The organism is Xylophilus sp. Leaf220 (genome assembly GCF_001421705.1).
GTDB lineage: Bacteria > Pseudomonadota > Gammaproteobacteria > Burkholderiales > Burkholderiaceae_C > Xylophilus.
In genome coordinates this window covers 296,588-318,667 of sequence record NZ_LMKO01000012.1, presented here as the reverse complement: position 1 = coordinate 318,667, position 22,080 = coordinate 296,588, and the positions used below count along the sequence as shown (strand labels likewise).

Genomic DNA, 22,080 nt, shown 5'->3' with positions numbered 1-22,080 from the left:
GTCAGCCGCAGTTGCTGGTCATCGCCGACTGGACGCGCTGGGCTTCCGCCGCCCGCGCAGCGTTGTCCAGCACCTGCACCTTGCCGTCCGCACCGATCTGGCCGATGGGCATGCCCGCATCCATCGACACCTTCGCCTGGCGCGCCCGCTGGCAGTTCTCCTGCCTGGCGCGGGCGAGGTTGTCGGCCTCGGCCTTCGCCTTGGCGGCTTCGGCATCCTCGGCTTCCTTCTTGCGCGCTTCGAGTTCCGCGTCCTTGGGGGCGGGGCGTGCCGGGACGGCGGCGGCCTGCGGAGCCGGCCCTGCGGCAGGCGTCGGCGCGGCAACGGGCGGGGCCGCCATGCCGCCCGGCTGCTTCAGGATGCTGCGCTGCGGAATATCGGCCGGCGGCGGGCGGTCGCTGAAAACCTTGCGGCCGTCCTTGTCCATCCATTGCCATTGCGCCGAAGCCACCAGCGGGCAGGCGCAGACCAGTGCGAGGGCCAGGAAGCGAGCGGGGAGTTTCATGGCGAGGCAGTGTAGCGGCGCGGGTCGCGCGCGGCCAGCGCCGCCGGGCGTCTGCGGCGCCACGGCTACAATTCTTCTTTTGGAGCTTTGACATGCGCCTTCTCGGCAAAGCGCTGACCTTCGACGATGTGTTGTTGGTTCCAGCGTTCTCCCAGGTCCTGCCCAAGGACACGTCTCTCGCGACCCGCCTCTCCCGCAACATCACCCTGAACCTGCCGCTAGTGTCCGCCGCCATGGACACGGTGACGGAAGCACGCCTGGCGATCGCCATCGCGCAGGAAGGCGGCATCGGCATCGTTCACAAGAACCTCACCGCGCAGGAGCAGGCCGCCCAGGTCGCCAAGGTCAAGCGCTACGAGTCGGGCGTGCTGCGCGATCCGGTGGTGATCACCCCCGAGCACACCGTGTTCCAGGTGCTGCAGATGCAGGAGCAGCTCGGCATCTCGGGCTTTCCGGTCATCGACGGGGGCCGGGTCGTCGGCATCGTCACCGGCCGCGACCTGCGCTTCGAGAAGCGCTACGACGTTCGGGTCAGCGAGATCATGACGCCGCGCGAGAAGCTGGTCACCGTCTCCGAAGGCGCCACCGCCGACGAAGCCAAGGCCCTGCTCAACAAGTACAAGCTCGAGCGCCTGTTGATCGTCGGCGAGCAGGACCAGTTGCGCGGCCTGATCACCGTCAAGGACATCACCAAGCAGACCAGCTTCCCCAACGCCGCACGTGATGGCCAGGGCCGCCTGCGGGTCGGCGCCGCGGTCGGCGTGGGCGAGGGAACCGAGGAGCGCGTCGAGGCGCTGGTGAAGGCCGGCGTCGACGCGATCGTGGTCGACACCGCGCACGGCCACAGCAAGGGCGTAATCGACCGGGTGCGCTGGGTCAAGCAGAACTATCCGCAGATCGACGTGATCGGCGGCAACATCGCCACCGGCGCGGCCGCGCTGGCGCTGGTCGAGGCCGGTGCCGACGCGGTCAAGGTCGGCATCGGCCCCGGCTCCATCTGCACCACGCGCATCGTCGCCGGCGTCGGCGTGCCGCAGATCATGGCGATCGACAGCGTCGCCACCGCGCTCAAGGGCACCGGCGTTCCGCTGATCGCCGACGGCGGGGTGCGCTACTCGGGCGACATCGCCAAGGCCCTCGCGGCCGGCGCCGGCACGGTGATGATGGGCGGCATGTTCGCCGGTACCGAAGAGGCGCCGGGCGAGGTCATCCTGTACCAGGGCCGCAGCTACAAGAGCTACCGCGGCATGGGCTCGATCGGCGCGATGCAGCAGGGCAGCGCCGACCGCTACTTCCAGGAATCGAGCACCGGCAACCCCAACGCCGACAAGCTGGTGCCCGAGGGCATCGAAGGCCGGGTGCCGTACAAGGGCTCGATGGTCAGCATCGTCTACCAGATGGCCGGCGGCGTGCGCGCCAGCATGGGCTACTGCGGCTGCGCCACGATCCAGGAGATGAACGACCGCGCCGAGTTCGTCGAGATCACCGCCGCCGGGATCCGCGAGAGCCATGTGCACGACGTGCAGATCACCAAGGAAGCGCCGAACTACCGCGCTGAATGAGGGCTCGCCCCCAGGCTTGCCCACTGCGTGTGGCCGCCAACCCCCTGCCGGGGGCAACACCGGTGGGCCGGCGGAGCCGGACCCACGGTGTTCCTGAAAAATTCGGAGCCCGGTCGTCGACTACTTTTACGCTGCCATGCAACACCAGAAAATCCTGATCCTCGACTTCGGCTCGCAAGTCACCCAGCTCATCGCCCGCCGGGTGCGCGAAGCGCACGTCTTCTGCGAGGTGCACTCCTGCGACGTGGCCGACGACTGGATCCGCGAGTACGCGGCCGACGGCCAGCTGAAGGGCGTGATCCTCTCGGGCAGCCATGCCAGCGTCTACGAGGACACGACCGACAAGGCGCCCCAGGCCGTCTTCGCGTTGGGCGTGCCGGTGCTCGGCATCTGCTACGGCATGCAGACCATGGCGCACCAGTTGGGCGGCAAGGTCGAGGGCGGCCACAAGCGGGAGTTCGGCTTCGCCGCCGTCCGCGCGCGCGGCCACACCGAGTTGTTGCGCGACATCGCCGACTTCACCACCGACGAGGGGCACGGCATGCTCAACGTCTGGATGAGCCACGGCGACAAGGTCACCGCGCTGCCGCCGGGCTTCAAGCTCATGGCCAGCACCGAGAGCTGCCCCATCGCCGGCATGGCCGACGAGGAGCGCCGCTTCTACGCGGTGCAGTTCCACCCCGAGGTGACCCACACCGCGCAGGGCAAGGCCTTGCTGGAGCGCTTCGTGCTCGGCATCTGCGGAGCCCGGGCCGACTGGGTGATGGGCGACTACATCGAGGAAGCGGTCGAGAAGATCCGCGCCCAGGTGGGCGACGAAGAGGTCATCCTGGGCCTGTCGGGCGGCGTCGATTCGAGCGTCGCCGCGGCCCTGATCCACCGTGCGATCGGTGACCAGCTGATCTGCGTCTTCGTCGACCACGGCCTGCTGCGCCTGAACGAGGGCGACATGGTGATGGAGATGTTCGCCGGCAAGCTGCACGCCAAGGTCGTGCGGGTGGATGCCAGCGAGTCCTTCCTGAACCAGCTGGCCGGCGTGTCCGATCCGGAAGCCAAGCGCAAGATCATCGGCCGCGGCTTCGTCGATGTCTTCAAGGCCGAGGCCGAGCGGCTGAAGGCCGGCGCCGACGGCGCGCTGAAGGGCGCCGAATGGCTGGCCCAGGGCACCATCTACCCCGACGTGATCGAATCCGGCGGCGGCAAGAGCAAGAAGGCCGTCACCATCAAGAGCCACCACAACGTCGGCGGCCTGCCCGAGCAGTTGGGCTTGAAGCTGCTGGAGCCGCTGCGGGAGCTGTTCAAGGACGAAGTGCGCGAGCTGGGCGTCGCCCTGGGCCTGCCGCACGACATGGTCTATCGCCACCCATTCCCCGGCCCCGGCCTGGGCGTGCGGATCCTGGGCGAAGTGAAGAAGGAATACGCCGACCTGCTACGCCAGGCCGATGCGATCTTCATCGAGGAACTGCGCAACTTCAAGGACACCTCTACAGGCAAGACCTGGTACGAGCTGACCAGCCAGGCCTTCACCGTGTTCCTGCCGGTCAAGAGCGTCGGCGTAATGGGCGACGGCCGGACCTACGACTACGTGGTCGCCCTGCGCGCGGTGCAGACCAGCGACTTCATGACGGCCGACTGGGCGGAACTGCCCTACGCGCTGCTGAAGAAGGTCTCGGGCCGCATCATCAACGAGGTGCGCGGCATCAACCGCGTCACCTACGACGTCAGCAGCAAGCCGCCCGCGACGATCGAGTGGGAGTGAACACATGAATCGAAGAGGGCTGCCACTGGCAGCCCTCTTTTGTTTGCGCGACGGCTGATCAACCGCCGAAGAACTGTGCGATCACCGCGCCAGCCAGGAAGGCACCGGCATTCGCCAGCAACGACACCACCACGATCCGCCAGCCCAGGGCCCGCAGGATCGGCAGGTCTTTCGCCAGGGACAGGCCGGCATAGGCCAGCACCGGCGTGACGAGCGGCAGCAGGCCGATCTTCGCGACCAGCGGGTTGACCGTGGCGGCCAGCGGCGAGTAAGGAACGCTCAGCAGCACCCCCACGACCGACACCCAGATCAGCGCCGGCACGCCCAGGCGCCGGGCGACGCGGGCGATCGCCATGCCGACGAAGATGCACGCCACCAGGAAGGCCATGCCGGGCAGGGCGTCCAGCACCGGTGCCTTGGTGGCGATCTGGTTGCACACCAGGGCGATGCCGGCGGTGAGGAACACCACGGCCACGACGGCCCACAGCGGCAACTGCGCCTGGCTGTGCATGTCGCCCAGGGCCTCGCGCATCTGGGCGTCGTGCTCTGCCACGATCGCCTTGCGGTTCTTGCCCAGGACCGGTTCGAGCCTGGCATACAGCCAGTTCGAGACCGGCAGCGAGAACACCACCAGGATGTAGGTACCGACCACCGTGGTGATCAGGTTGCTGGCCGCGGCCAGGGCGGCGATCGAATCCTTCTCCGCGGGGAACTGCACCGAGATGGCGCCGACGGCTGCGGCCGTCATGCTGCCGGAGCCGATGCCTGCCGCCATGCCGAGCGCCGTCGGCGTGAAATAGCCGCTGCTCGCCACCATGCTCGCGAAGAACGCCATGAAGGCGGCACCGATGACCGAGCCGGTCACGTACTCGGCCAGTACGCCGCGGCCCTCGGCCGAGTTCATGCCGTAGCGTTCGGCGATCAGCGCCACGCCCGGTTCGCGCCCGACGGAGAACGTGGCGCCGATGGCCTCTCGCTTGATACCCAGCAGCAGGGCCACCGGCATCGCCAGCACGATGGTGCCCAGGAAATTGCCCGCCTCCTGCACCAGCAGGATCGGGCCCGCCGCGATCACCATCGGCAGGTTGGCGCCCACGATGAATCCGAGCTTGGCGATGAAGAGCAGGATGCCGACCTGCACGAAGTCCGACGCCAGCGTCTGCGGCTTGATGTAGGCGGTGCCGGTGCGGTCCAGGCTCTTCATGCCCACGCTGACGACCACGCAGGCCAGCAGCGCCCACAGGAACGGAAACAGCGTGACCTTGGTCGCGCCGACGGAGAAGGTGGCATTGCCGGCGTACTCGGCGCCGATCGCGATCACCGCGACGATGCCGACCACCAGACCGATATGGCGCCACGCGACGTCGCGGATCACCTTGCCCGATGGCACCGTCAAGGTGCCGGAAGACGGAACGGAAGACATAGCCCTACCTCGTTTCTTGAAAAGAAGATCGGTCCCGTCTGTACGACGGGCCGCCACCACACCACTTTCGTTCTGCCGCCCCTGCATCCGCAAGTCCGGCACCACCACCTCGTGTCGATTCGGATGCCTCAGTTGCCGATGCCCGGCGCATAGCCGAACGCCGCGGCCGGATTCGCCGCGGTCTCCACCCAGACGCTTTTGACCTGCGTGTACTCGTGCAGCGCCTCGACGCCGCTCGAGCGTCCGTAGCCACTGGCGTCGTAGCCGCCGAACGGCGAGGCCACGTTGATCACCTTGTAGGTGTTGATCCAGAAGGTGCCGGCCTTGACCTGGGCGGCGATGCGGTGCGCCCGGGCCACGTCCGCGGTCCAGACCGCGCCGGCCAGCCCGAAATCGCTGTCGTTGGCGATCGCGATCGCTTCGTCTTCGGTATCGAAGGGGATCGCGACCACCACCGGGCCGAAGATCTCGGTGCGGGCGACCTGCATGTCGTTGGTGACGTTCTTCAAGACGGTGGGGCGCACGAAGTAGCCGGCGTCGGCCGGCTCGCCGGTCGATCCCTCGACCACTTCGGCGCCTTCGCCGATCCCGGTCTTGATCATCCCCAGCACGTGGTCGTACTGCTTGGCGTTCTGGATCGGGCCGACCTCGGTGTCGGCCGCCTGCGGGTCGCCGGTGCGGAGCTGGCGGGCGCCGTCGGCCACCATCGCGACGAAGCGGTCGTAGATGCTCCGCTGCACCAGCAGCCGCGAACCGGCGACGCAGCTCTGGCCCGCGGCCGCGAAGATCGCCGACTGCGCGCCGATCGAGGCGCGGACCAGGTCGGCGTCCTCGAACACGATGTTGGCCGACTTGCCGCCCAGCTCCAGCAGGCAGGGCACGCCGCGGGCGGCGCAGGCCGTGGCGATGCGGCCACCGGTGGTGGGCGAGCCGATGAAGACCACCTTCTTGACCGCCTTGTGCGCGATCGCGGCCTGGCCGGTGGTATGGCCGAAGCCGCCCAGCACGTTGAGCACGCCCTTCGGCAGACCGGCCTGCTCGGCCAGCGCGGCGAACGCGAGCGAGCTGAGCGGTGTCAGCTCCGACGGCTTCAGCAGCACCGCGTTGCCCATGGCGATGGCGGGCGCCACGTTCCATCCGCAGGTGAAGACCGGCGCGTTCCACGGCGTGATGATCAGCACCACGCCGCAGGCCTCGCGCCGGGTGTAGTTGAGGTGGCCGCTCGGAACCGGGATCACCTCGCCGTGGAACTTGTCGGTCCACCCGGCGTAGTACTCGAGCATCTCGGCGACCTTGGCGACCTCGCCGCGGCAGTCGCGGATCGGCTTGCCGGCGCACAGCGATTCCAGCAGCGCCAGCGGCTCGACCTGCGCGCGCACCGCGCGGGCGATGTCCTGCATCACCCGGCCGCGGGCGGCATGGCTCAGCGCGGCCCAGGCGCGCTGGCCGGCCACGGCCGCGTCCGCGGCACGGCCGACCAGGGCGGGGCCGGCATCGGGGTAGGAAAGGAACAGCTCGCCGGTCGCCGGGTCGACCAGGTCGACGCGGTCGGCCGCCTCGCCGGTGACCAGTTGGCCGCCGATGTAGGAGCCGACGGTCGATGCGCCGGGGAAGAAGTGGCTGAACGCGGCGAGCAGACGGGAAGAGGAGGGTGTGGTCATGGCGGTAGGCGGTGGTGGGTTCAGAGAGCAGGGCGCGTGCCCAGCTCGACGATGCGGTTGAAGTCCTCGTCGTCGGCGATCGTGCGGGCGCTGCCGGCCCACAGCTCGGCCACCTTGGCGGACAGGGGCAGGTCGAGGTCGAGCGCGGCGATCAGGTCCTGCGACAAGCCGACGTCCTTGCGCATCAGCTTCATCGTGAAGCCGGAATTGAAGGCGCCGCTGGTGACCCAGGTGGGAAAGTTGAACTCGGTGACGAAGCTGCGGCCCGAGCCGGCGTTGATGCCCTGCAGCAGCCGCTCGGTGGGCACGCCGGCCCGCTCGGCCATCCGGGTGACCTCGCCGGCGATCGCGAGGTGGGCGGCGCACAGGAGGTTGTTGGCGATCTTGGCCACGTGGCCTGCGCCCACCGCGCCCACGTGGACCCGCTTGGCGCTCATCGCCGCCAGCACCGGCTCCGCCCGGGCCACGTCGGCCTCGGTGCCGCCGATCACCATCGTCATGGTGCCGGTGATCGCGCCCTTCGGGCCGCCGCTCACCGGCGCATCGATCAGCGACATGCCGACGGTCGCCAACTGTGCCGCGAGCTGGCGGGTGGTTTCGGGGTGGGAGGTCGAGGTTTCGATCACCAGTACGCCGGCCCTGGCGTGGCCCATCAGGCCGTCGGGGCCGGCCACGACCTGCGCCACGATGGCCGCCGTCGGCAGCGACAGCACGACCGCGTCGGCCCGGGACATCAGCTCCTGGAGCGTGTCGACGACCGGCACGCCGTCGGCGGCCAGCCGGGCCCGGGTGTCGGCCGATGCGTCGGTGCCGACCACCGCGAAGCCGCCCCGCTGCAGCGAGATGGCCATGCCACGGCCCATGTTGCCCAAACCGACCACACCGATAGTTTTCACGTCATGCCTTCGACAAAGAGGAGGGAAGCCCGGAGAATCCCACTCCTCTCAAAAGGTAACAATGTCAACGTCCGTAAAATTGCGTTGCCCTGCAGGCAACGCTCACCACGGCCGCATGGCAGACACATGACCGAATCCCTCGACATGCGGCGGGTCCGCTACCTCTACGAAGCCGTGACTGAAGGCTCGGTGCGCGCCGCCGCCGACACGATGGACATGAACCCGTCGGTCGTCAGCCGGCAGATCGCCAAGTTGGAGGAGGAACTGGCGGTGCCCCTGATGGAGCGGCATGGCCGCGGGGTGCGCCCGACCGAGGCCGGCCAGGTGCTGGTCGACTACTTCCGCCAGCAGACCTCGTACCAAGCTGACGCGATCGCCAAGGTGCAGGAACTGCGCGGCCTGGAACGCGGACACATCGACCTGGTGCTGGGTGAAGGCTTCGTCGGCGACCTGATGGCCGAGCCGATGAAGCATTTCTGGAAGCGCCATCCGGGCCTCACGGTCACGATGCACCTGGCCGGCACCAACGAGGTGATGCGCATGGTGGCGGAGGACGCGGCCCACATCGGCCTGGTCTACAACCCGCCGGTGGGGCCCGGCATCCGCTCCCGTGCCGCGATCCGCCAGCCGATGTGCGTCATCGCGCCGCCGGGCCACCCGCTGACCCTGCTCGACCGCCAGCCGCTGCTGCGGCAGATCGCCGCCTATCCGGTCGCGCTGATGCACGGGTCGTTCGGCACGCGGCAGATCATCGAACTGGCCGAGCGGGTGGAACGGATCCGCCTGGCGCCCAAGCTGACGACCGATTCGATCTCGGTCATCAAGCATTTCGTGCGCTCCGACCTGGGCGTGAGCCTGCTGCCCGCATTCGCGGTGTCGCAGGAGGTGGAGGCCGGGCAGTTGGTGGCGCTGCCGATCGACCACGGGGTGCTGGCCGGCGCCGAGGCGCACATCGTGACCCGGCTGGGCCGCCAGCTCTCGATCGCGTCCAACCAGCTGCTGCTGCAGCTGATCTCGACAATGCAGGCCTTCCGCGATGCGAAGCCCCGGCCGACGAAGGACCGGCCCACCTGATCCGCACCGCCTTCGGCGCGGGGGAGGGCGCCTGCACGGCACCGCGCCGCGTCTCGCCCGTCGCGGGGCTGCCTAGAATCGCCGGACCTGTTTGCCCGGGCGTGCCCGCCCGGCGAACCGCCCCGCCAACCCCTTTCCCCGAAAGATTCCGTATGCGCAGCCCTGTCGGCCTGATCGGCCTGGTCCTGGCCCTGCTGATCGTCGCGCTGCTGGCCAAGAAGGCGCTGCTGCCGCAGGCCGGGACGCCTTCTGCCACGGGCACTTCGCAGGGCACCACGGCGACCGCCGAAGTGCGGGCGCGCAGCGCCGAGGTGCAGCGGCAGGTCCAGAAGGGGCTCGACGACGCGGCCGAAGCCGCCCGCCGGCAGCGCGAGGCGGCCGACCAGTGACCGGCGGGCGGCCGGCATGAGCGTCCAGCCCGACGACGAGCGCTTCATGCGCGCGGCCCTGGCAGAAGCGCACGCGGCGGCGCAGGCCGGCGAGGTGCCGGTCGGGGCCGTCGTCGTCCAGGACGGGCGCATCGTCGCCACCGGCCGCAACGCCCCGATCGACGGCCACGACCCGACCGCCCATGCCGAGATCGTCGCCCTGCGCGCCGCGGCGCAGGCACTGGGCAACTACCGCCTCGACGGATGCACGCTCTATGTGACGCTGGAGCCGTGCGCCATGTGCAGCGGCGCGGTGCTGCATGCGCGGGTCGGCAGGCTCGTCTACGGCGCGGCCGAACCGCGCACCGGCGCGGCAGGGTCGGTGCTCGACCTTTTCGGCGAGCCGCGGCTCAACCACCATACCCGGGTGGCGCGCGGGGTGATGGCCGAGGAATGCGGCGAGGTGCTGCAGGCTTTCTTCCAGCAGCGGCGTGCGGCACAGCGCAGCGCACGGCCGGCGCCGGTGCGCGAAGACGCCCTGCGGACGCCGGCAGCGCGCTTCGACGGACTGCCGCTGCCCGCCGGGTACGGCGCGCAGGCCGCCACGCTGGCCGGGGTGGGCGGTGGGCTGCAGATGCAGTGGCTGGAACACCTGGGCACCGAGCCGCGCCGCGCCGGCTTCGTCTGCCTGCACGGTCCGCAGGGCTGGAGCGGGACGCTGGCCGGCTGGCTCGCACCGCTCGCGGCATCCGGCGCGCGGGTCGTCGCGCCCGACTTGGTCGGATTCGGCCGCAGCGACAAACCCAAGCGCGACGCCTGGCACACGCTGGATCACCACGCGGCGCTGCTGGCCGAGTGGCTGGCGCAGTGCGACGTGCACGGCGCGGTGGTGCTGCTGCCGGCGGCGCAGGCGCCCTTGGTGCAGGCACTGGTGCGCCGCGCACCGGGCCGCATCGCCGGCTGCGCGGTGCTGGCCGAGCCGTCCTGCGGGCAGGATGCGCACGACGCACCGTTTCCCGATACGGGCCACCGCGCCGGTCCACGCGCATGGGTGCGCCTCGCGCCGCGCACCGGGCAGGAGGAAGCGGCCGCCATCGCCGCCCTGGCCGCGCAGTTCCCGGTGGCCGGCCGCGTCCTCGACCTGCGCACCGGTACCGCCGCGCCGTCCGACCAGGCGCGGCAGGCTGTGGAATACTTCCCGGCTGCCCGCGGGCCGGCCCCGCCGCCTGCTTCCTGACCGATCCTCGACACGGAGGCGGCTGCGCAGCAGCCGCCCATCCCCGCCCATGCCTTCTGCCTCCCACGCGCATGCTGCGCACGACCCGCTGCGCTGCGACGACGACCACTGCGGCCACGACCACGGGCATGCCGGCCGGCAACGCCGCATCTACATCTATTCGCCGTCCGGCGCGGTGCGCGACAAGGCCGCGTTCCGCCGCGGCATCGCCCGCCTGAAAGCGCTGGGCCACGAGGTGGAGGTGGATACCGACGCGCTCGCCAGCCACACGCGGTTCGCCGGCGACGACGCGACCCGCATCGCCGCCATCGACCGGGCGGCGGCCAGCGGTGCCGACGTCGCGCTGATCTCGCGCGGCGGCTACGGCATCAGCCGCATCCTTCCGGGCATCGACTACAAGGCGCTGAAGAAGGCGGCCGAGCGCGGCACCCGCTTCGTCGGCCTGAGCGACTTCACCGCGCTGCAGACGGCCCTGCTCGCCAAGACCGGCACCGTCACCTGGGGCGGCCCGACGCTCGGCGCCGACTTCGGCACCACCGAGGCGCCCGACGACATCATGGAAGCCTGCTTCGACGACCTGCTGCACGGGCAAGGGGAGGGCGCCGGCTGGCGCATGCCGAAGCCGCGCGGCACGGTTGCTACTGATTCGATAGCTGATGGCCGGCCAGCAGCGCCGGCTGGGGGCGATTTCTATATCAAGAAGGCGGTGTTGTGGGGTGGCAACCTGGCGGTGCTGGCGTCGCTGGTCGGCACACCGTACCTGCCGCAGGTCAAGGGCGGCATCCTGTTCGTCGAGGACGTCAACGAGCATCCGTACCGTGTGGAGCGGATGCTGACGCAGCTGCTGCATGCCGGCGTGCTGGCGCAGCAGAAGGCGATCGTGTTCGGACAGTTCACCGACTACATCCTGGGCTCCCACGACCGCGGCTTCAAGCTGCAGACGGTGATCGACTGGCTGCGCACCCAGGTCAAGGCCCGGGTCATCGCCGGCCTGCCGTTCGGCCATGTGCCGACCAAGGTGCTGCTGCCGGTAGGCGCCGAGGTGTCGCTCAGCGTCGAAGGCCGCGACGCGCTCGTCTACTGGGGCCACATGCACTGAGGCGACAGGCGGGACGACGATGACGGCGCTGCCGCCATTTCTACTCGGCCCCGGCTGACCCGCCCCTGACCCCCGAGCGGGCCGCGGGGCCAAGCGTTTCGTCGCTTCCGCAAGCCGCGCCCGGCGCCTAGACTCCGCCCGCGCCAGTGTCGGCGCGCAGGCCCAGGGCGCGCTGCCCGGCCATCCGGAGGGCAGGGGATGATCCAACACGAAACCCATCGCGCGGTAACCGCACCGGCCACCGCGGGCGGCACGTGGCGCGCGCGTCTGCGCATGCTCGGCCCCGGCCTGATCACCGGCGCGGCCGACGACGACCCGAGCGGCATCGCCACCTATTCGCAGGCCGGCGCCCAGTTCGGCTTCCAGATGCTGTGGACCCTGGTGCTGACCTATCCGCTGATGTGCGCGGTGCAGATGGTGAGCGCCCGCATCGGCTACGTCACCGGCCAGGGGCTGGCGGCCAACATCCGGCGCACATTTCCGGCGGTGGTGCTGTACGCGGTGGTCGGCATGCTGCTGGTCGCCAACACGATCAACGTGGCCGCCGACATCGCGGCGATGGCCGAGGCGCTGCGCCTGCTGATCGGCGGGCCGGCGCACCTGTACGCGGTCGGCTTCGGCGTGCTGTGCCTGGTGCTGCAGGTGTTCCTGCGCTATGCGACCTATGTGCGCTGGCTCAAGTGGCTCACGCTGGCGCTGCTGAGCTACGTGGCGGTGGCGTTCAGCCTGCAGGTCGACTGGTGGGCGGTGGCGCGGGCGGCGGTATGGCCGCAGCTCACCCTCGACCACGATGCGGTGCTGATGGTCGTCGCCGTCTTCGGCACCACCATCAGCCCGTACCTCTTCTTTTGGCAGGCGGCGCAGGAGGTGGAGGAAACGGGGCAGGGCGGCCACGGCGCCGTGCACGATGCGCAGGACGTGCGCCGCCACCTGCGCCGCATCCGCTGGGATACGGCCATCGGCATGGGCTTCTCCAACCTGATCGCGTTCTTCATCATCCTGAGCGCCGGCGCCACCCTGCATGCCGCGGGCCTGCACGACATCCAGACATCGGCCCAGGCGGCCGAAGCGCTGCGGCCGGTGGCAGGGCCGTTCGCCTTCGTGCTGTTCAGCATGGGTATCGTCGGCACCGGACTGTTGGCGGTGCCGGTGCTGGCGGGCTCGGCGGCCTATGCGGTGTCGGAGGCGGCGGGCTGGCGCGGCGGCATGGACCTGCGGCTCGAGCGCGGCGAGGGCCGCGGCTTCTACGCGATCATCGCGGTGGCGACGCTGGGCGGAGTGGGCCTGTGCTTCACCCCCGCAGATCCGGTGCGCGAGCTGTTCTGGTCGGCCGTCATCAACGGCGTGATCGCGGTGCCGATCATGGCGGTGATGATGCTGCTGGCCGCCAACCGCCGGGTGATGGGCGAGAACGTCATCGGCACCCGCCTGCGCGTGCTCGGCTGGGCCGCGACGGCGGTGATGGCGGCGGCGGTGCTGGCGATGGCCTTCGGCTCCTGAAACAGGGCGTGCTCGGGCCGGGCGACGGTCAGAGCCGGTCGCGGATGGCCTCGGCCAGCAGCTGCACCGTCTGCGGCGCGGAGCCCTCGGCCTTGTTGCTGACCGTCACGTAGACCGGATGCCCTGCCAGGGCCGTGGCGGCCGCGACCTTGGCCAGCGCGGCGCGGGTGTCGGGGTCCGGGTCGACCATCCTGTCGAAGGGCTGGTAGAGCTTTTCGGCCTCTTCGTAGCCGTAACCGCCGTGGAGCCGGTTGAGGTTCCAGCGGCAGACCAGCGGCCCCGGCCACAGCGCGCGCAGCATGTGCAACTGCTCGCCGATCGCCGGCATCTTGGCGTGCAGGCCCAGGCAGAACGTGGCACCGGTGTCCTTCAAGACCTGGACGAACGCCGGGCCGTGGATCCCGCCGATCCACTCGGGATCGCGCACCTCGACCGCGACCACCGCGTCGGGTGCGGTGGGCCGCAACGCCGGCAGGGCCGCCAGCATCGCGCGCAGTTTCTCCATGACGGCCGGCAGCGTGTCGAGCATCCGCAGCGGCAGCGGGCTGAGCTGGAACACCAGCGCGCCCAGCCGGTCGCCGAGCCCTTCGAGCGCCGGTACCGCGAATTCCTGTACCGCCAGTTCGGGGCTCAGGAAGCCGGGGTTGGCCTGCATGCCGCGGCCGTCCTCGGCGCGGACGAGCGCGTCGGTCACCATCGCCGGCGCCTTGACGACGAAGCGGAAATCGGCCGGCACGCGCGCCGCCAGATCGGCGAACTGGCTGGCGGTCAGCGCCCGGTAGAACGCCCGGTCGAGGCTGACGGTACGGAACAGCGGATGCCGGGCGTACGCGCCGATGCCGCGCTTGGACAGCACCGATTCCGGGTACACCGCATCCCATACCATGCCGGCCCAGCCCGGATAGTTCCACGACGAGGTGCCGAGCCGCAGCGGCGCCGGCATCGCGCCGGCCAGCGCATGCACCGCCGTGTCCTGCATCGCCGGACCCACCTCGGCGCCGCGTTTGGCCCTGGGAAGCGGCACGTCGCCCGGTGTGCCTGCCTCCAGCAATGAGGGTTGCGCAGGAGCGGCTGATTCATCAGCCGCTTCATCGTCGTCGTCCGGGGGGAAAAGTGAGTCTTGCATCGAATGTCGATGATGCACAGGTGCGGTGAGAGAGCCTGTTTAAAGCTGCTTCAGCGAACATCCAGCTATCCGACTATACATAATATACATCGTATAAAGTTACTAGCGTGTTGGACGGCGGCAGTTCGACGTTTTAGCCGCCCTGCGACCACTCTCCGCATTCCCTCTGCCAAGCGCCGGTCTTCGGGACCCGGCCCCCGTACTACCAACCGCCACGCGCTCGGGATTGCTGCGATCCTGGTGGCGTCTGCTGCGACGGTTGCGCCGGCTGTCCTGCCGCCGCCTTGGCCGCCACCGCGCCGATCTCCTTGGCCAGGTCGTCGCGTCCGCCTTTGCGGGCGAAGTCCGCCGCGGTCATGCCTTGCTGGTTGCGCATCGCCGTGTCGGCGCCTTCGGCCAGCAGCAGCCGGGCCACGTCGCTCGAGCCGTAGAACGCCGCCATCATCAGCGGCGTGGTGCCGTTGGGCGACTCGGCGTCGATGAAGGCATGGTTGTCGAGCAGCAGCTTGGCGATCGTGGCCTGCTGCGGCGTCGAGGCGCTGGCGGCATAGTGCAGCGGCGCCCAGCCGGGCTTGTTGACGTCGGCGTCGCGTGCCAGCAGCGCCCGGACCAGGTCGGTGTCGCCCTTGATGGCGGCCAGCATCAGCGGGCTTTCGTCCTTCTTGTTGCGGATCTCGACCTTGGTCTTGCGCGACGCCAGCAGCGCCTTCACCGCCTTGGTCGACTGTTCGCGGATCGCCAGCACCAGGGGCGCCTCGCCCTGCGGCGACAGGGCGTTCGGGTCGACGTTGCGGTTGAGCAGCGTGGTGATCGCGTTCGGGTCGTCGCGCTTGATGGCGACGAAGTAGTCGTCGAAGGCGGCCGCCGAGGCGCAGCCCGCCAGCACCAGCAGCGAGGCCGCGGCGGTCGAGCGCCACGCGCCCGAGACAAAACCGAGTTTCATGGCATTTCCTTCAGGAACAGACGTTCGAAATTGCGGGACGTGGCCGCGGCCACCGCCTCGACCGGCATGCCGCGCACTTCGGCGATCTGCCGGGCGACGAAGGGCACGTACGACGGGTTGTTGGGCTTGCCGCGGTACGGCACCGGGGCGAGGTAGGGGCTGTCGGTCTCGATCAGCAGGCGGTCGAGCGGCACGAAGGCGGCCACGTCCCGCAGATGCTGGGCGTTCTTGAAGGTGACGATGCCCGAGAACGAGATGTAGAAGCCGAGGTCGAGCGCCGCGCGGGCGACCTGGTCGGTCTCGGTAAAACAGTGGAACACCCCGCCGGCCGCGGTGGCGGAGGCGTCCTCGCCCTCCTCCCGCAGGATCGCCAGCGTGTCGTCCGATGCGCTGCGGGTGTGGATCACCAGCGGTTTGCGGCTCTGCCGGGCCGCGCGGATATGGGTGCGGAACCGGTCGCGCTGCCATTCCAGGTCGGCGATGCTGCGGCCGCCCTTGCGGTCCTCCATGCCGTAGTAGTCCAGGCCGGTCTCGCCGATCGCGACGACGCGCGGCTGGCCGGCATGCTCCAACAGGTCGTCGAGCGAGGGCTCCTGCACGCCTTCGTTGTCGGGATGCACGCCGACGGTGGCCCAGAAGTTGTCGTAGGTGGTCGCCAGCGCATGCACCGCCGGAAACTCCTCCATCGTGGTGCAGATGCAGAGGGCCCGGTCGACCTGCGCATCGGCCATCGCCTGGCGGATCGCCGGCAGCTGGGCCGACAGCTCGGGCATGGCGAGGTGGCAGTGCGAATCGGTGAACATCGGTTTGAAAACGAAAAGTGCCTGTAGCCGGCGCTGTACGCCGACTTCCTGCTATGAAAAATATAGTGATCGCACCTGCGGCGCGCTGGGAACTGGCGACAGCCAGTGTGGCGCCGCGTGGCGGCCCCCACGTATCAGATCGTCTGCGTGGCCCGGTCGGAGGCCAGGTGGCCGCCGAGGATCTCTTCGATCTTGAGCTTCAGCGCCCGCGATTTCTCGTCGGCCGGGAACTGGATGCCGACGCCCTGGGTGCGGTTGCCCGACGCCCGGGCCGGCGTGACCCAGGCAACGCGGCCGGCCACCGGGTAGCGGGTGGGGTTGTCGGGCAGTGTCAGCAGCACGTAGACGTCTTCGCCCAGCCGGTACTCCCGCGTGGTGGGGATGAAGATGCCGCCCTCGGTGAACAGCGGGATGTAGGCCGCGTACAGCGCCGCCTTCTCCTTGATGGCGAGCTGCACGACGCTGGGGCGCGGTGCCGGGGAGGGAGACGGGCTGATGCTCATGGCGGTGTTGCGCGCGAGTTTAGGGCGTTTTGCGCGGCGCTCACAAGCGCCTCGTGCATCAGGCCGGCATTGAATGGATGGTCGGCGGTGCGCAGCGCTTTCTTCAGCGCCTGCGCCCAGAGGGCCAGCGCCCGGGCGGACGGCGGCTTCGGCAGGCTCTGGGCGTCGAAGTACCGCGGCGCGGCGCCGGCCTGCACCACCATCAGGTCGTGGCAGAGCTTCTGCAGCGCGTCGATCGCGTCGCGTGCCGACCAGTCGGCGAACACGCCGGCCTCGCCCCGCACCAGCGCCGCCGGCAGCAGGGCCCAGCGCCGGGCGTCCCGGCCGTTGCGAGCGGCGGCCAGGGCGTCGTCGGGACGGCCGCCGGCGGCGCGCAGCAGGCCGGGCGCATCGGCCGCCGGCACGCCCTGCTCCACCAGCCAGGCCTGCATCTCGTCCTCGGCCGGCCAAGCCATGCCGTGGGCCTGGCAGCGGCTGCGGATCGTCGGCAGCAACTGGTGGGCGGCCTCGCTGGCCAGGACGAAGCGCACGTCGCCCGTGGGTTCCTCAAGCGTCTTCAGCAGCGCGTTGGCGGTAATGCCGTTCATCTGCTCGGCCGGGTAGACCAGCACCACCTTGCCGCGGCCACGGGCGTTGGTGCGCTGGGCGAATTCGACCGCGTCGCGCATCGCCTCGACCCGGATTTCCTTGCTGGGCTTGCGCTTCTTGTCGTCGAGTTCGGCCTGGGCCTTCTCGGGCAGGGGCCAGTCGAGCGCCTGCATCTGGACTTCGGGCATCAGCACCCGCAGGTCGGCGTGGGTTCGCACGTCGATGGCATGGCAGCTGGCGCAGGTGCCGCAGGCCAGGCCGTCGGCTTGCGGCGTGTCGCACAGCCAGGCCCGGGCCAGCGCCAGGCCCAGCGGGTACTGGCCCAGGCCCGACGGGCCTTGCAGCAGCCGGGCGTGGCCGCGCTGCGCGAGCAGCGTGCGCAACTGGCGGTCGAGCCACGGGGCCAGCGGCGGCGCGGCACTCATAAGGCGAACTCCGTGCGGTGCACTGCGGTCGAAGCCCCCTTCGGAGCGGCCGGGCGGGGGCTCATGCGGCGGCGCCCGTCTGCATCCGCAGACCGGCGTGGGCGGCCATCGCCATCCGCACCTGGTGGGCGACATCGTCGCGCGGCAGCGATGCGTCGATCCGCACGAAGCGCTGCGGTGCTGCCTGGGCACGGGCCGCGTAGCCGCCCTGCACCTTGCGGAAGAACTCCTCGGGCTGCGACTCGAACCGATCGGGCACCCGGGCGCCGGCCAGCCGCTCGGCGGCCAGAGCCAGCGGCAGGTCGAACCAGAGGGTGAGGTCGGGCTGGCGCACCGCGCCGCTGCCGGCGTCCTGCACCCAGCACTCCAGGGCCGACAGCACCTGCAGGTCGAAGCCGCGGCCGGCGCCCTGGTAGGCGAAGGTGGCGTCGGTGAAGCGGTCGCACAGCACCACCTCGCCGCCGGCCAGGGCCGGCTCGATCACCCGCTGCAGGTGGTCGCGCCGGGCGGCGAAGACCAGCAGCGTCTCGGTCAGCGGGTCCATCGCGTCCTGCAGCACCAGGGCGCGCAGCTTCTCGGCCAGCGGAGTGCCGCCCGGCTCGCGGGTGACGGTCACCGCCCTGCCCTGCGCGCGGAACGCGTCGGCGACGCCGTCGATGTGCGAGCTCTTGCCCGCACCGTCGATGCCCTCGAAGGAAATGAAGAGGCCGTGCGCCATCGGAGGGCTACTTTCTGCGCTGGTACTGGTCGACCGCGCGGTTGTGCTCTTCGAGCGACGGGCTGAAATGGCTGGTGCCGTCGCCGCGCGAGACGAAATACAGCGCCTGCGTCGCCTCCGGCTGCACCGCGGCGAGCAGCGCGGCGCGGCCCGGCATCGCGATGGGCGTGGGCGGCAGGCCGGTGCGGGTGTAGGTGTTCCAGGGCGTGTCGGTCTGCAGGTCCTTCTTGCGGAGGTTGCCGTCGAACGCGGTGCCCAGGCCGTAGATGACGGTCGGGTCGGTCTGCAGCGGCATGCCGACCTTCAGCCGGTTGCTGAACACGCCGGCGATCTGCGCGCGGTCGGAGGCCCGGCCGGTTTCCTTCTCGACGATGCTGGCCAGCACCAGCGCGTCCTGCGGCGTCTTGAGCGGCGTGGTGGGCGCGCGCTGGGCCCAGGCGGCGTCGAGCCGGCGGTCCATCGAATGCAGGGCGCGGCGCAGCAGCGCCAGGTCGCTCGAGCCCTTGGCGTAGGTATAGGTGTCGGGGAAGAAGCGGCCCTCGGCGGCGACGCCCGGGCGCTCCAGCCGGGCCATGATCGCCTCGTCGGTCAGGCCCGCGGTGTCGGGCTTCAATTGTTCGGCCTTGGCCAGGGCATCGCGCACCTGGCGGAAGTTCCAGCCCTCGACCAGGGTCACGTTGCGCAGGGCTTCGTCGCCGCGCACCAGCTTCTGCAGCAGGTTGCGCGGGGTGGTGGTGCCGTCGAGCTCGTAGCTGCCGGCCCGGATCTGGCGGTCCTGGCCCGACAGGCGGAACCAGAGGTACAGCACCCGCGGATCGACCATCACGCCGGCGTTCGCCACGTCCTGCGCCACGCCGCGCGGCGTGCGGCCGGGCTCGATCGACAGGTCCACCATGGGCGTGCGCACCGCCAGCGGCTGGTGCAGCCACCACAACACCGCGGCGACCAGCAGGAACGCCAGGACCGCCACCATCGCCAGCAAACGTCGCAGTGCCTTCACAACCGTGGTGCCCTTGTTGAAATCAACCGACGATGATAATGGACCGATGACCGCATCCTCTTTGCTCAACGGTATCGCCCCTCTCGACCACCTCGGCGTCATCCGCGTGGCGGGCGACGACGCCGTGTCGTTCCTGCAGGGCCAGCTGACCCAGGATTTCGCGCTGCTGGCGCCCGACCAGGCGCGGCTCGCGGCCTTCCTCTCGGCCAAGGGCCGGATGCAGGCCAGCTTCGTTGGCTACCTGCGCAGCCCCGGCGAGGTGCTGCTGGTCTGCAGCCGCGACCTGCTGGAAGCCACCCGCAAGCGCCTCTCGATGTTCGTGCTGCGGGCCAAGGCGAAGCTCACCGACGCGACGGCCGAATTCACCCTGTGCGGCCTGGCGGGCGATGCTCTCGAAACGATAGCGCCGGGCCGGCACGGCGATTGGGCCCGGATCGATTCCGGTACCGCGAATATCGTGTTCCTGCCGGTCGCCGCCGGCCAGCCGCGGGCGCTGTGGATCGCCCCCGCCGGCGATCCGCTGCCGGCCGGCCCGGCGTTGCCGGACGCGGTGTGGCAGTGGGGCGATGTGATGAGCGGCGTGGCGACGCTCACCGCGCCGGTGGTCGATGCCTTCGTGCCGCAGATGCTCAACTACGAATCGGTCGGCGGGGTCAATTTCAAGAAGGGCTGCTACCCGGGCCAGGAAGTGGTGGCGCGCAGCCAGTTCCGCGGCACCTTGAAGCGCCGCGCCTACCTGCTGCATGCGCAGCAGGCGGTGGCGGTCGGCGACGAGGTGTTCCATTCGGCCGACGAATCGCAGCCCTGCGGCACCGTGGTGCAGGCGGCGGCCACGCCCGACGGCAGTGGCTGGGACCTGATCGCCTCGCTGCAGGTGGCGGCCACGCAGGACGGCGAACTGCGGGCCGGCACCGCCGGCGGCACGCTGCTGGGCCTGCAAGCCCTGCCCTACGCGCTGGCCGAGGACATCTGAATCGGAAGACCGAAGTCGCGGCGCATGGCGATGTGGGGAATGCCCACCTCGTCGAACGGCTCTCCGAACGGCGCGAAGCCGGCCCGCGCATAGAAGCGCTCGGCACTGCGCTGGGCGTTGAGCACCACGGCGGCATCGCCCCGCAGCCGTGACTGCTCCACCAACGCATCCAGCACCGCGCGGCCGAGCGCGCCGCCCCGCAGCAACCGGTCGACCGCCATCCGGCCGATGCGGCCCACGCCCGGCGCGTGCCGCAGCAGCCGGCCTGTCGCCACAGGCGCACCGACCCGGTTGAAGACCACCGCATGCACCGCGGTGGCGTCCTCGGCATCCCACTCCTCCTCGGCCGCGATGCCCTGCTCTTCCACGAAAACCGCGGTACGGACGCGGCCGGCCGCCTCGCCCAGCGTGTCCCAGCCGCCGGTGCGCAGCGCGGTCACCGGCCGCCGCGCCTCGAAATCGGCCAGCACCGCCCGCAGGGCTTCGGGCACCGGCCGCGCGGTCTGGCTGGCCGGATCGGCGAAGACGTAGACCAGTTCGCCGCTCACCAGCAACCGGTCGCCGCGGAAGACCGCGCCCTCGAAGACGATGCTGCTGCTGCCGACCCGCGTGCAGCGCAGAGCCACCTCCAGCAGGTCGTCCGACCGGGCCGAGGCGTGGTACTCCAGCGTCGCTTTCTTCACATAGAGGTCGCCGCCCAAGGCTTGCATGCTGGCCTCGTACGGCAGGGCCAGGGCGCGCCAGTACTCGGCCATGGCGGTGTCCAGGTACATCAGGTAGTGGGCGTTGAACACGATCTTCTGCATGTCGACCTCGGCCCAGCGCACCCGCAGGCGGTGGCGCAGGCGGAAGTCGCGCAGCGTGGGACGGCCGTCGGCGGGCCGGGCGGAAACTGGGGCGGTCGTCATGCGGGAACCTCGGTGTCGAGTGCCTGGCGCAGCGCGGCGGCGGCGGCGGCGTGGGCCAGTCGGGCTTCGGGGATCGCCCGTCCCATCTTGATGAATTCGTGGGTCACGCCGTGCCATAGCTCCAGGTCGACCGGCACGCCGGCCGCTCGCAGCCGGTCGGCGTAGGCCAGGCCTTCGTCGACCAGCGGATCGCATTCGGCCAGGCCGAACCAGGCAGGCGCGACGCCGTCCACGTCGGGCGCGAGCAGCGGGGCGAAGCGCCAGTCGTCGCGGTCGGCGTCGCTGCGCAGGTAGTGACGGAAGAACCAGTCGATCTGGGTGGCGTCGATCAGCGGATCGTCGGCGAAGCGGCGGTGCGAGGGCGTGTCCTGCCGGGGCGCGCAGCCGGGGTAGAACAGCAGCTGCAGCGCCAGCGGCAGGCCTGCGTCGCGGGCCTGCAGGGCGCAGGCCGCGGCCAGGGTGCCGCCGGCGCTGTCGCCGCCGACCGCGAGTCGGCCCGGGTCGATGCCCCGCTCGGCGCCGTGGCGGTGCAGCCAGGCCAGCGCGTCCCAGGCATCGTCGTGCGCGGTGGGAAAGCGGTGCTCCGGCGCCAGCCGGTAATCGAGCGACACGACGGCGCAGCCCGACAGCCGGGCCAGCTCGCGGCACAGCACGTCGTGGGTGCCGATGCCGCCGATGGTGAAGCCGCCGCCGTGCAGGTACAGCAGCGCCGGCAGGGGCGCGGCGCCCTGCCCGGCCGCGTAGAGTCGCGCCGGCAGCGGGTGGCCGTCGCGCGCGGCGATGTGGAAATCCTCCACCCGGGCCAGCGGCGCGCGCGGCACCTCCAGCACCTCGGCGCCGGCGGCATAGGCGGCACGCGCCTGTAGCGGCGACAGGGTGTGCAGCGGCGGATGGCCGGCGCGGGCGATGCGGCTCACCACGCTCTGCATGGCGGGCGTCAGGGGAAAGGGCGAAAGCGTCTGCATCCCGAAAGTATGCCCATGCGGCGCGGGGCGTCGTGTCGCGCGCG

General features: G+C 70.6%; 21 protein-coding genes. 8 read left to right on the top strand and 13 right to left on the bottom strand.

Annotated elements, in window-relative coordinates:
* Nucleotide 1: 1 nt before the first annotated feature.
* Nucleotides 2-505 carry a DUF4124 domain-containing protein gene (locus tag ASE76_RS10140; protein ID WP_055838549.1) on the bottom strand — a complete coding sequence of 168 codons (504 nt, stop codon included), beginning with the start codon at nucleotides 503-505 and terminating at the stop codon, nucleotides 2-4.
* 92 nt (nucleotides 506-597) lie between these two features.
* On the opposite strand from ASE76_RS10140, the gene guaB reads away from it, so the two are divergent.
* Nucleotides 598-2,067: an IMP dehydrogenase gene (gene guaB / locus ASE76_RS10135; RefSeq protein ID WP_055838547.1), complete on the top strand. Its 1,470-nt coding sequence runs from the start codon at nucleotides 598-600 to the stop codon at nucleotides 2,065-2,067.
* A gap of 136 nt (nucleotides 2,068-2,203) precedes the next feature.
* On the top strand, nucleotides 2,204-3,826 hold the full coding sequence (gene guaA, locus ASE76_RS10130; RefSeq protein WP_055838544.1) for a glutamine-hydrolyzing GMP synthase: 1,623 nt from the start codon (nucleotides 2,204-2,206) through the stop codon (nucleotides 3,824-3,826).
* 58 nt (nucleotides 3,827-3,884) lie between these two features.
* On the opposite strand, the gene ASE76_RS10125 is transcribed toward guaA, so the two are convergent.
* From ASE76_RS10125 to ASE76_RS10115, 3 genes are all read right to left on the bottom strand, one after another.
* Entirely contained in the window at nucleotides 3,885-5,249 is a 1,365-nt protein-coding gene (locus tag ASE76_RS10125; protein ID WP_082448289.1) for a DUF3100 domain-containing protein, read from the bottom strand.
* A gap of 128 nt (nucleotides 5,250-5,377) precedes the next feature.
* The gene (locus ASE76_RS10120; protein ID WP_055838538.1) at nucleotides 5,378-6,910 is read right to left on the bottom strand and encodes an aldehyde dehydrogenase; all 1,533 of its coding nucleotides are present in this window, start codon (nucleotides 6,908-6,910) and stop codon (nucleotides 5,378-5,380) included.
* A gap of 20 nt (nucleotides 6,911-6,930) precedes the next feature.
* Nucleotides 6,931-7,806: an NAD(P)-dependent oxidoreductase gene (locus ASE76_RS10115; RefSeq protein ID WP_082448287.1), complete on the bottom strand. Its 876-nt coding sequence runs from the start codon at nucleotides 7,804-7,806 to the stop codon at nucleotides 6,931-6,933.
* A 126-nt stretch (nucleotides 7,807-7,932) separates the two neighbouring features.
* On the opposite strand from ASE76_RS10115, the gene ASE76_RS10110 reads away from it, so the two are divergent.
* From ASE76_RS10110 to ASE76_RS10090, 5 genes are all read left to right on the top strand, one after another.
* On the top strand, nucleotides 7,933-8,880 hold the full coding sequence (locus ASE76_RS10110; protein WP_055838535.1) for a LysR family transcriptional regulator: 948 nt from the start codon (nucleotides 7,933-7,935) through the stop codon (nucleotides 8,878-8,880).
* 152 nt (nucleotides 8,881-9,032) lie between these two features.
* A complete protein-coding gene (locus ASE76_RS10105; protein WP_055838532.1) occupies nucleotides 9,033-9,269 on the top strand; it encodes a hypothetical protein in 237 nt (78 codons plus the stop codon).
* A 16-nt stretch (nucleotides 9,270-9,285) separates the two neighbouring features.
* Nucleotides 9,286-10,485: a tRNA adenosine(34) deaminase TadA gene (gene tadA, locus ASE76_RS10100; RefSeq protein ID WP_082448286.1), complete on the top strand. Its 1,200-nt coding sequence runs from the start codon at nucleotides 9,286-9,288 to the stop codon at nucleotides 10,483-10,485.
* Between the two features lie 49 nt (nucleotides 10,486-10,534).
* Nucleotides 10,535-11,584, top strand: a complete 1,050-nt coding sequence (locus ASE76_RS10095) for an LD-carboxypeptidase (RefSeq protein ID WP_055838529.1) — start codon at nucleotides 10,535-10,537, stop codon at nucleotides 11,582-11,584.
* 198 nt (nucleotides 11,585-11,782) lie between these two features.
* Entirely contained in the window at nucleotides 11,783-13,084 is a 1,302-nt protein-coding gene (locus ASE76_RS10090) for a divalent metal cation transporter (RefSeq protein WP_082448284.1), read from the top strand.
* Between the two features lie 28 nt (nucleotides 13,085-13,112).
* Here ASE76_RS10090 and ASE76_RS10085 read toward each other — a convergent pair whose 3' ends face one another.
* The 7 genes from ASE76_RS10085 to mltG all read right to left on the bottom strand — a co-directional run bounded on the left by ASE76_RS10085 (nucleotide 13,113) and on the right by mltG (nucleotide 19,163).
* Nucleotides 13,113-14,210 (bottom strand): DUF72 domain-containing protein, encoded by a 1,098-nt coding sequence (locus ASE76_RS10085; RefSeq protein ID WP_055838527.1) that lies wholly within the window; start codon nucleotides 14,208-14,210, stop codon nucleotides 13,113-13,115.
* Between the two features lie 202 nt (nucleotides 14,211-14,412).
* The gene (locus tag ASE76_RS10080) at nucleotides 14,413-15,153 is read right to left on the bottom strand and encodes an ankyrin repeat domain-containing protein (RefSeq protein ID WP_055838524.1); all 741 of its coding nucleotides are present in this window, start codon (nucleotides 15,151-15,153) and stop codon (nucleotides 14,413-14,415) included.
* A complete protein-coding gene (locus tag ASE76_RS10075) occupies nucleotides 15,150-15,956 on the bottom strand; it encodes a TatD family hydrolase (protein WP_055838522.1) in 807 nt (268 codons plus the stop codon). Before ASE76_RS10075 ends, ASE76_RS10080 begins: the two co-directional genes overlap by 4 nt.
* 134 nt (nucleotides 15,957-16,090) lie before the next feature.
* Entirely contained in the window at nucleotides 16,091-16,459 is a 369-nt protein-coding gene (locus ASE76_RS10070) for a PilZ domain-containing protein (RefSeq protein WP_055838519.1), read from the bottom strand.
* Nucleotides 16,456-17,472 carry a DNA polymerase gene (locus ASE76_RS10065; protein ID WP_055838516.1) on the bottom strand — a complete coding sequence of 339 codons (1,017 nt, stop codon included), beginning with the start codon at nucleotides 17,470-17,472 and terminating at the stop codon, nucleotides 16,456-16,458. Before ASE76_RS10065 ends, ASE76_RS10070 begins: the two co-directional genes overlap by 4 nt.
* Before the next feature lie 61 nt (nucleotides 17,473-17,533).
* On the bottom strand, nucleotides 17,534-18,190 hold the full coding sequence (tmk, locus tag ASE76_RS10060) for a dTMP kinase (protein WP_055838513.1): 657 nt from the start codon (nucleotides 18,188-18,190) through the stop codon (nucleotides 17,534-17,536).
* Between the two features lie 7 nt (nucleotides 18,191-18,197).
* On the bottom strand, nucleotides 18,198-19,163 hold the full coding sequence (mltG, locus tag ASE76_RS10055) for an endolytic transglycosylase MltG (protein WP_055839257.1): 966 nt from the start codon (nucleotides 19,161-19,163) through the stop codon (nucleotides 18,198-18,200).
* 73 nt (nucleotides 19,164-19,236) lie between these two features.
* Between mltG and ASE76_RS10050 the strand changes: the two genes are divergently transcribed.
* Complete coding sequence (locus ASE76_RS10050; protein ID WP_055838510.1) at nucleotides 19,237-20,163, top strand: folate-binding protein YgfZ; 927 nt, start codon at nucleotides 19,237-19,239, stop codon at nucleotides 20,161-20,163.
* Here the strand turns inward: ASE76_RS10050 and ASE76_RS10045 are convergent.
* Complete coding sequence (locus ASE76_RS10045; RefSeq protein WP_055838507.1) at nucleotides 20,139-21,071, bottom strand: YbgC/FadM family acyl-CoA thioesterase; 933 nt, start codon at nucleotides 21,069-21,071, stop codon at nucleotides 20,139-20,141. The genes ASE76_RS10050 and ASE76_RS10045 overlap by 25 nt on opposite strands.
* Nucleotides 21,068-22,036 (bottom strand): alpha/beta hydrolase, encoded by a 969-nt coding sequence (locus tag ASE76_RS10040; RefSeq protein ID WP_055838505.1) that lies wholly within the window; start codon nucleotides 22,034-22,036, stop codon nucleotides 21,068-21,070. The genes ASE76_RS10045 and ASE76_RS10040 overlap by 4 nt, the downstream gene beginning before the upstream one ends.
* Nucleotides 22,037-22,080 lie beyond the last annotated feature (44 nt).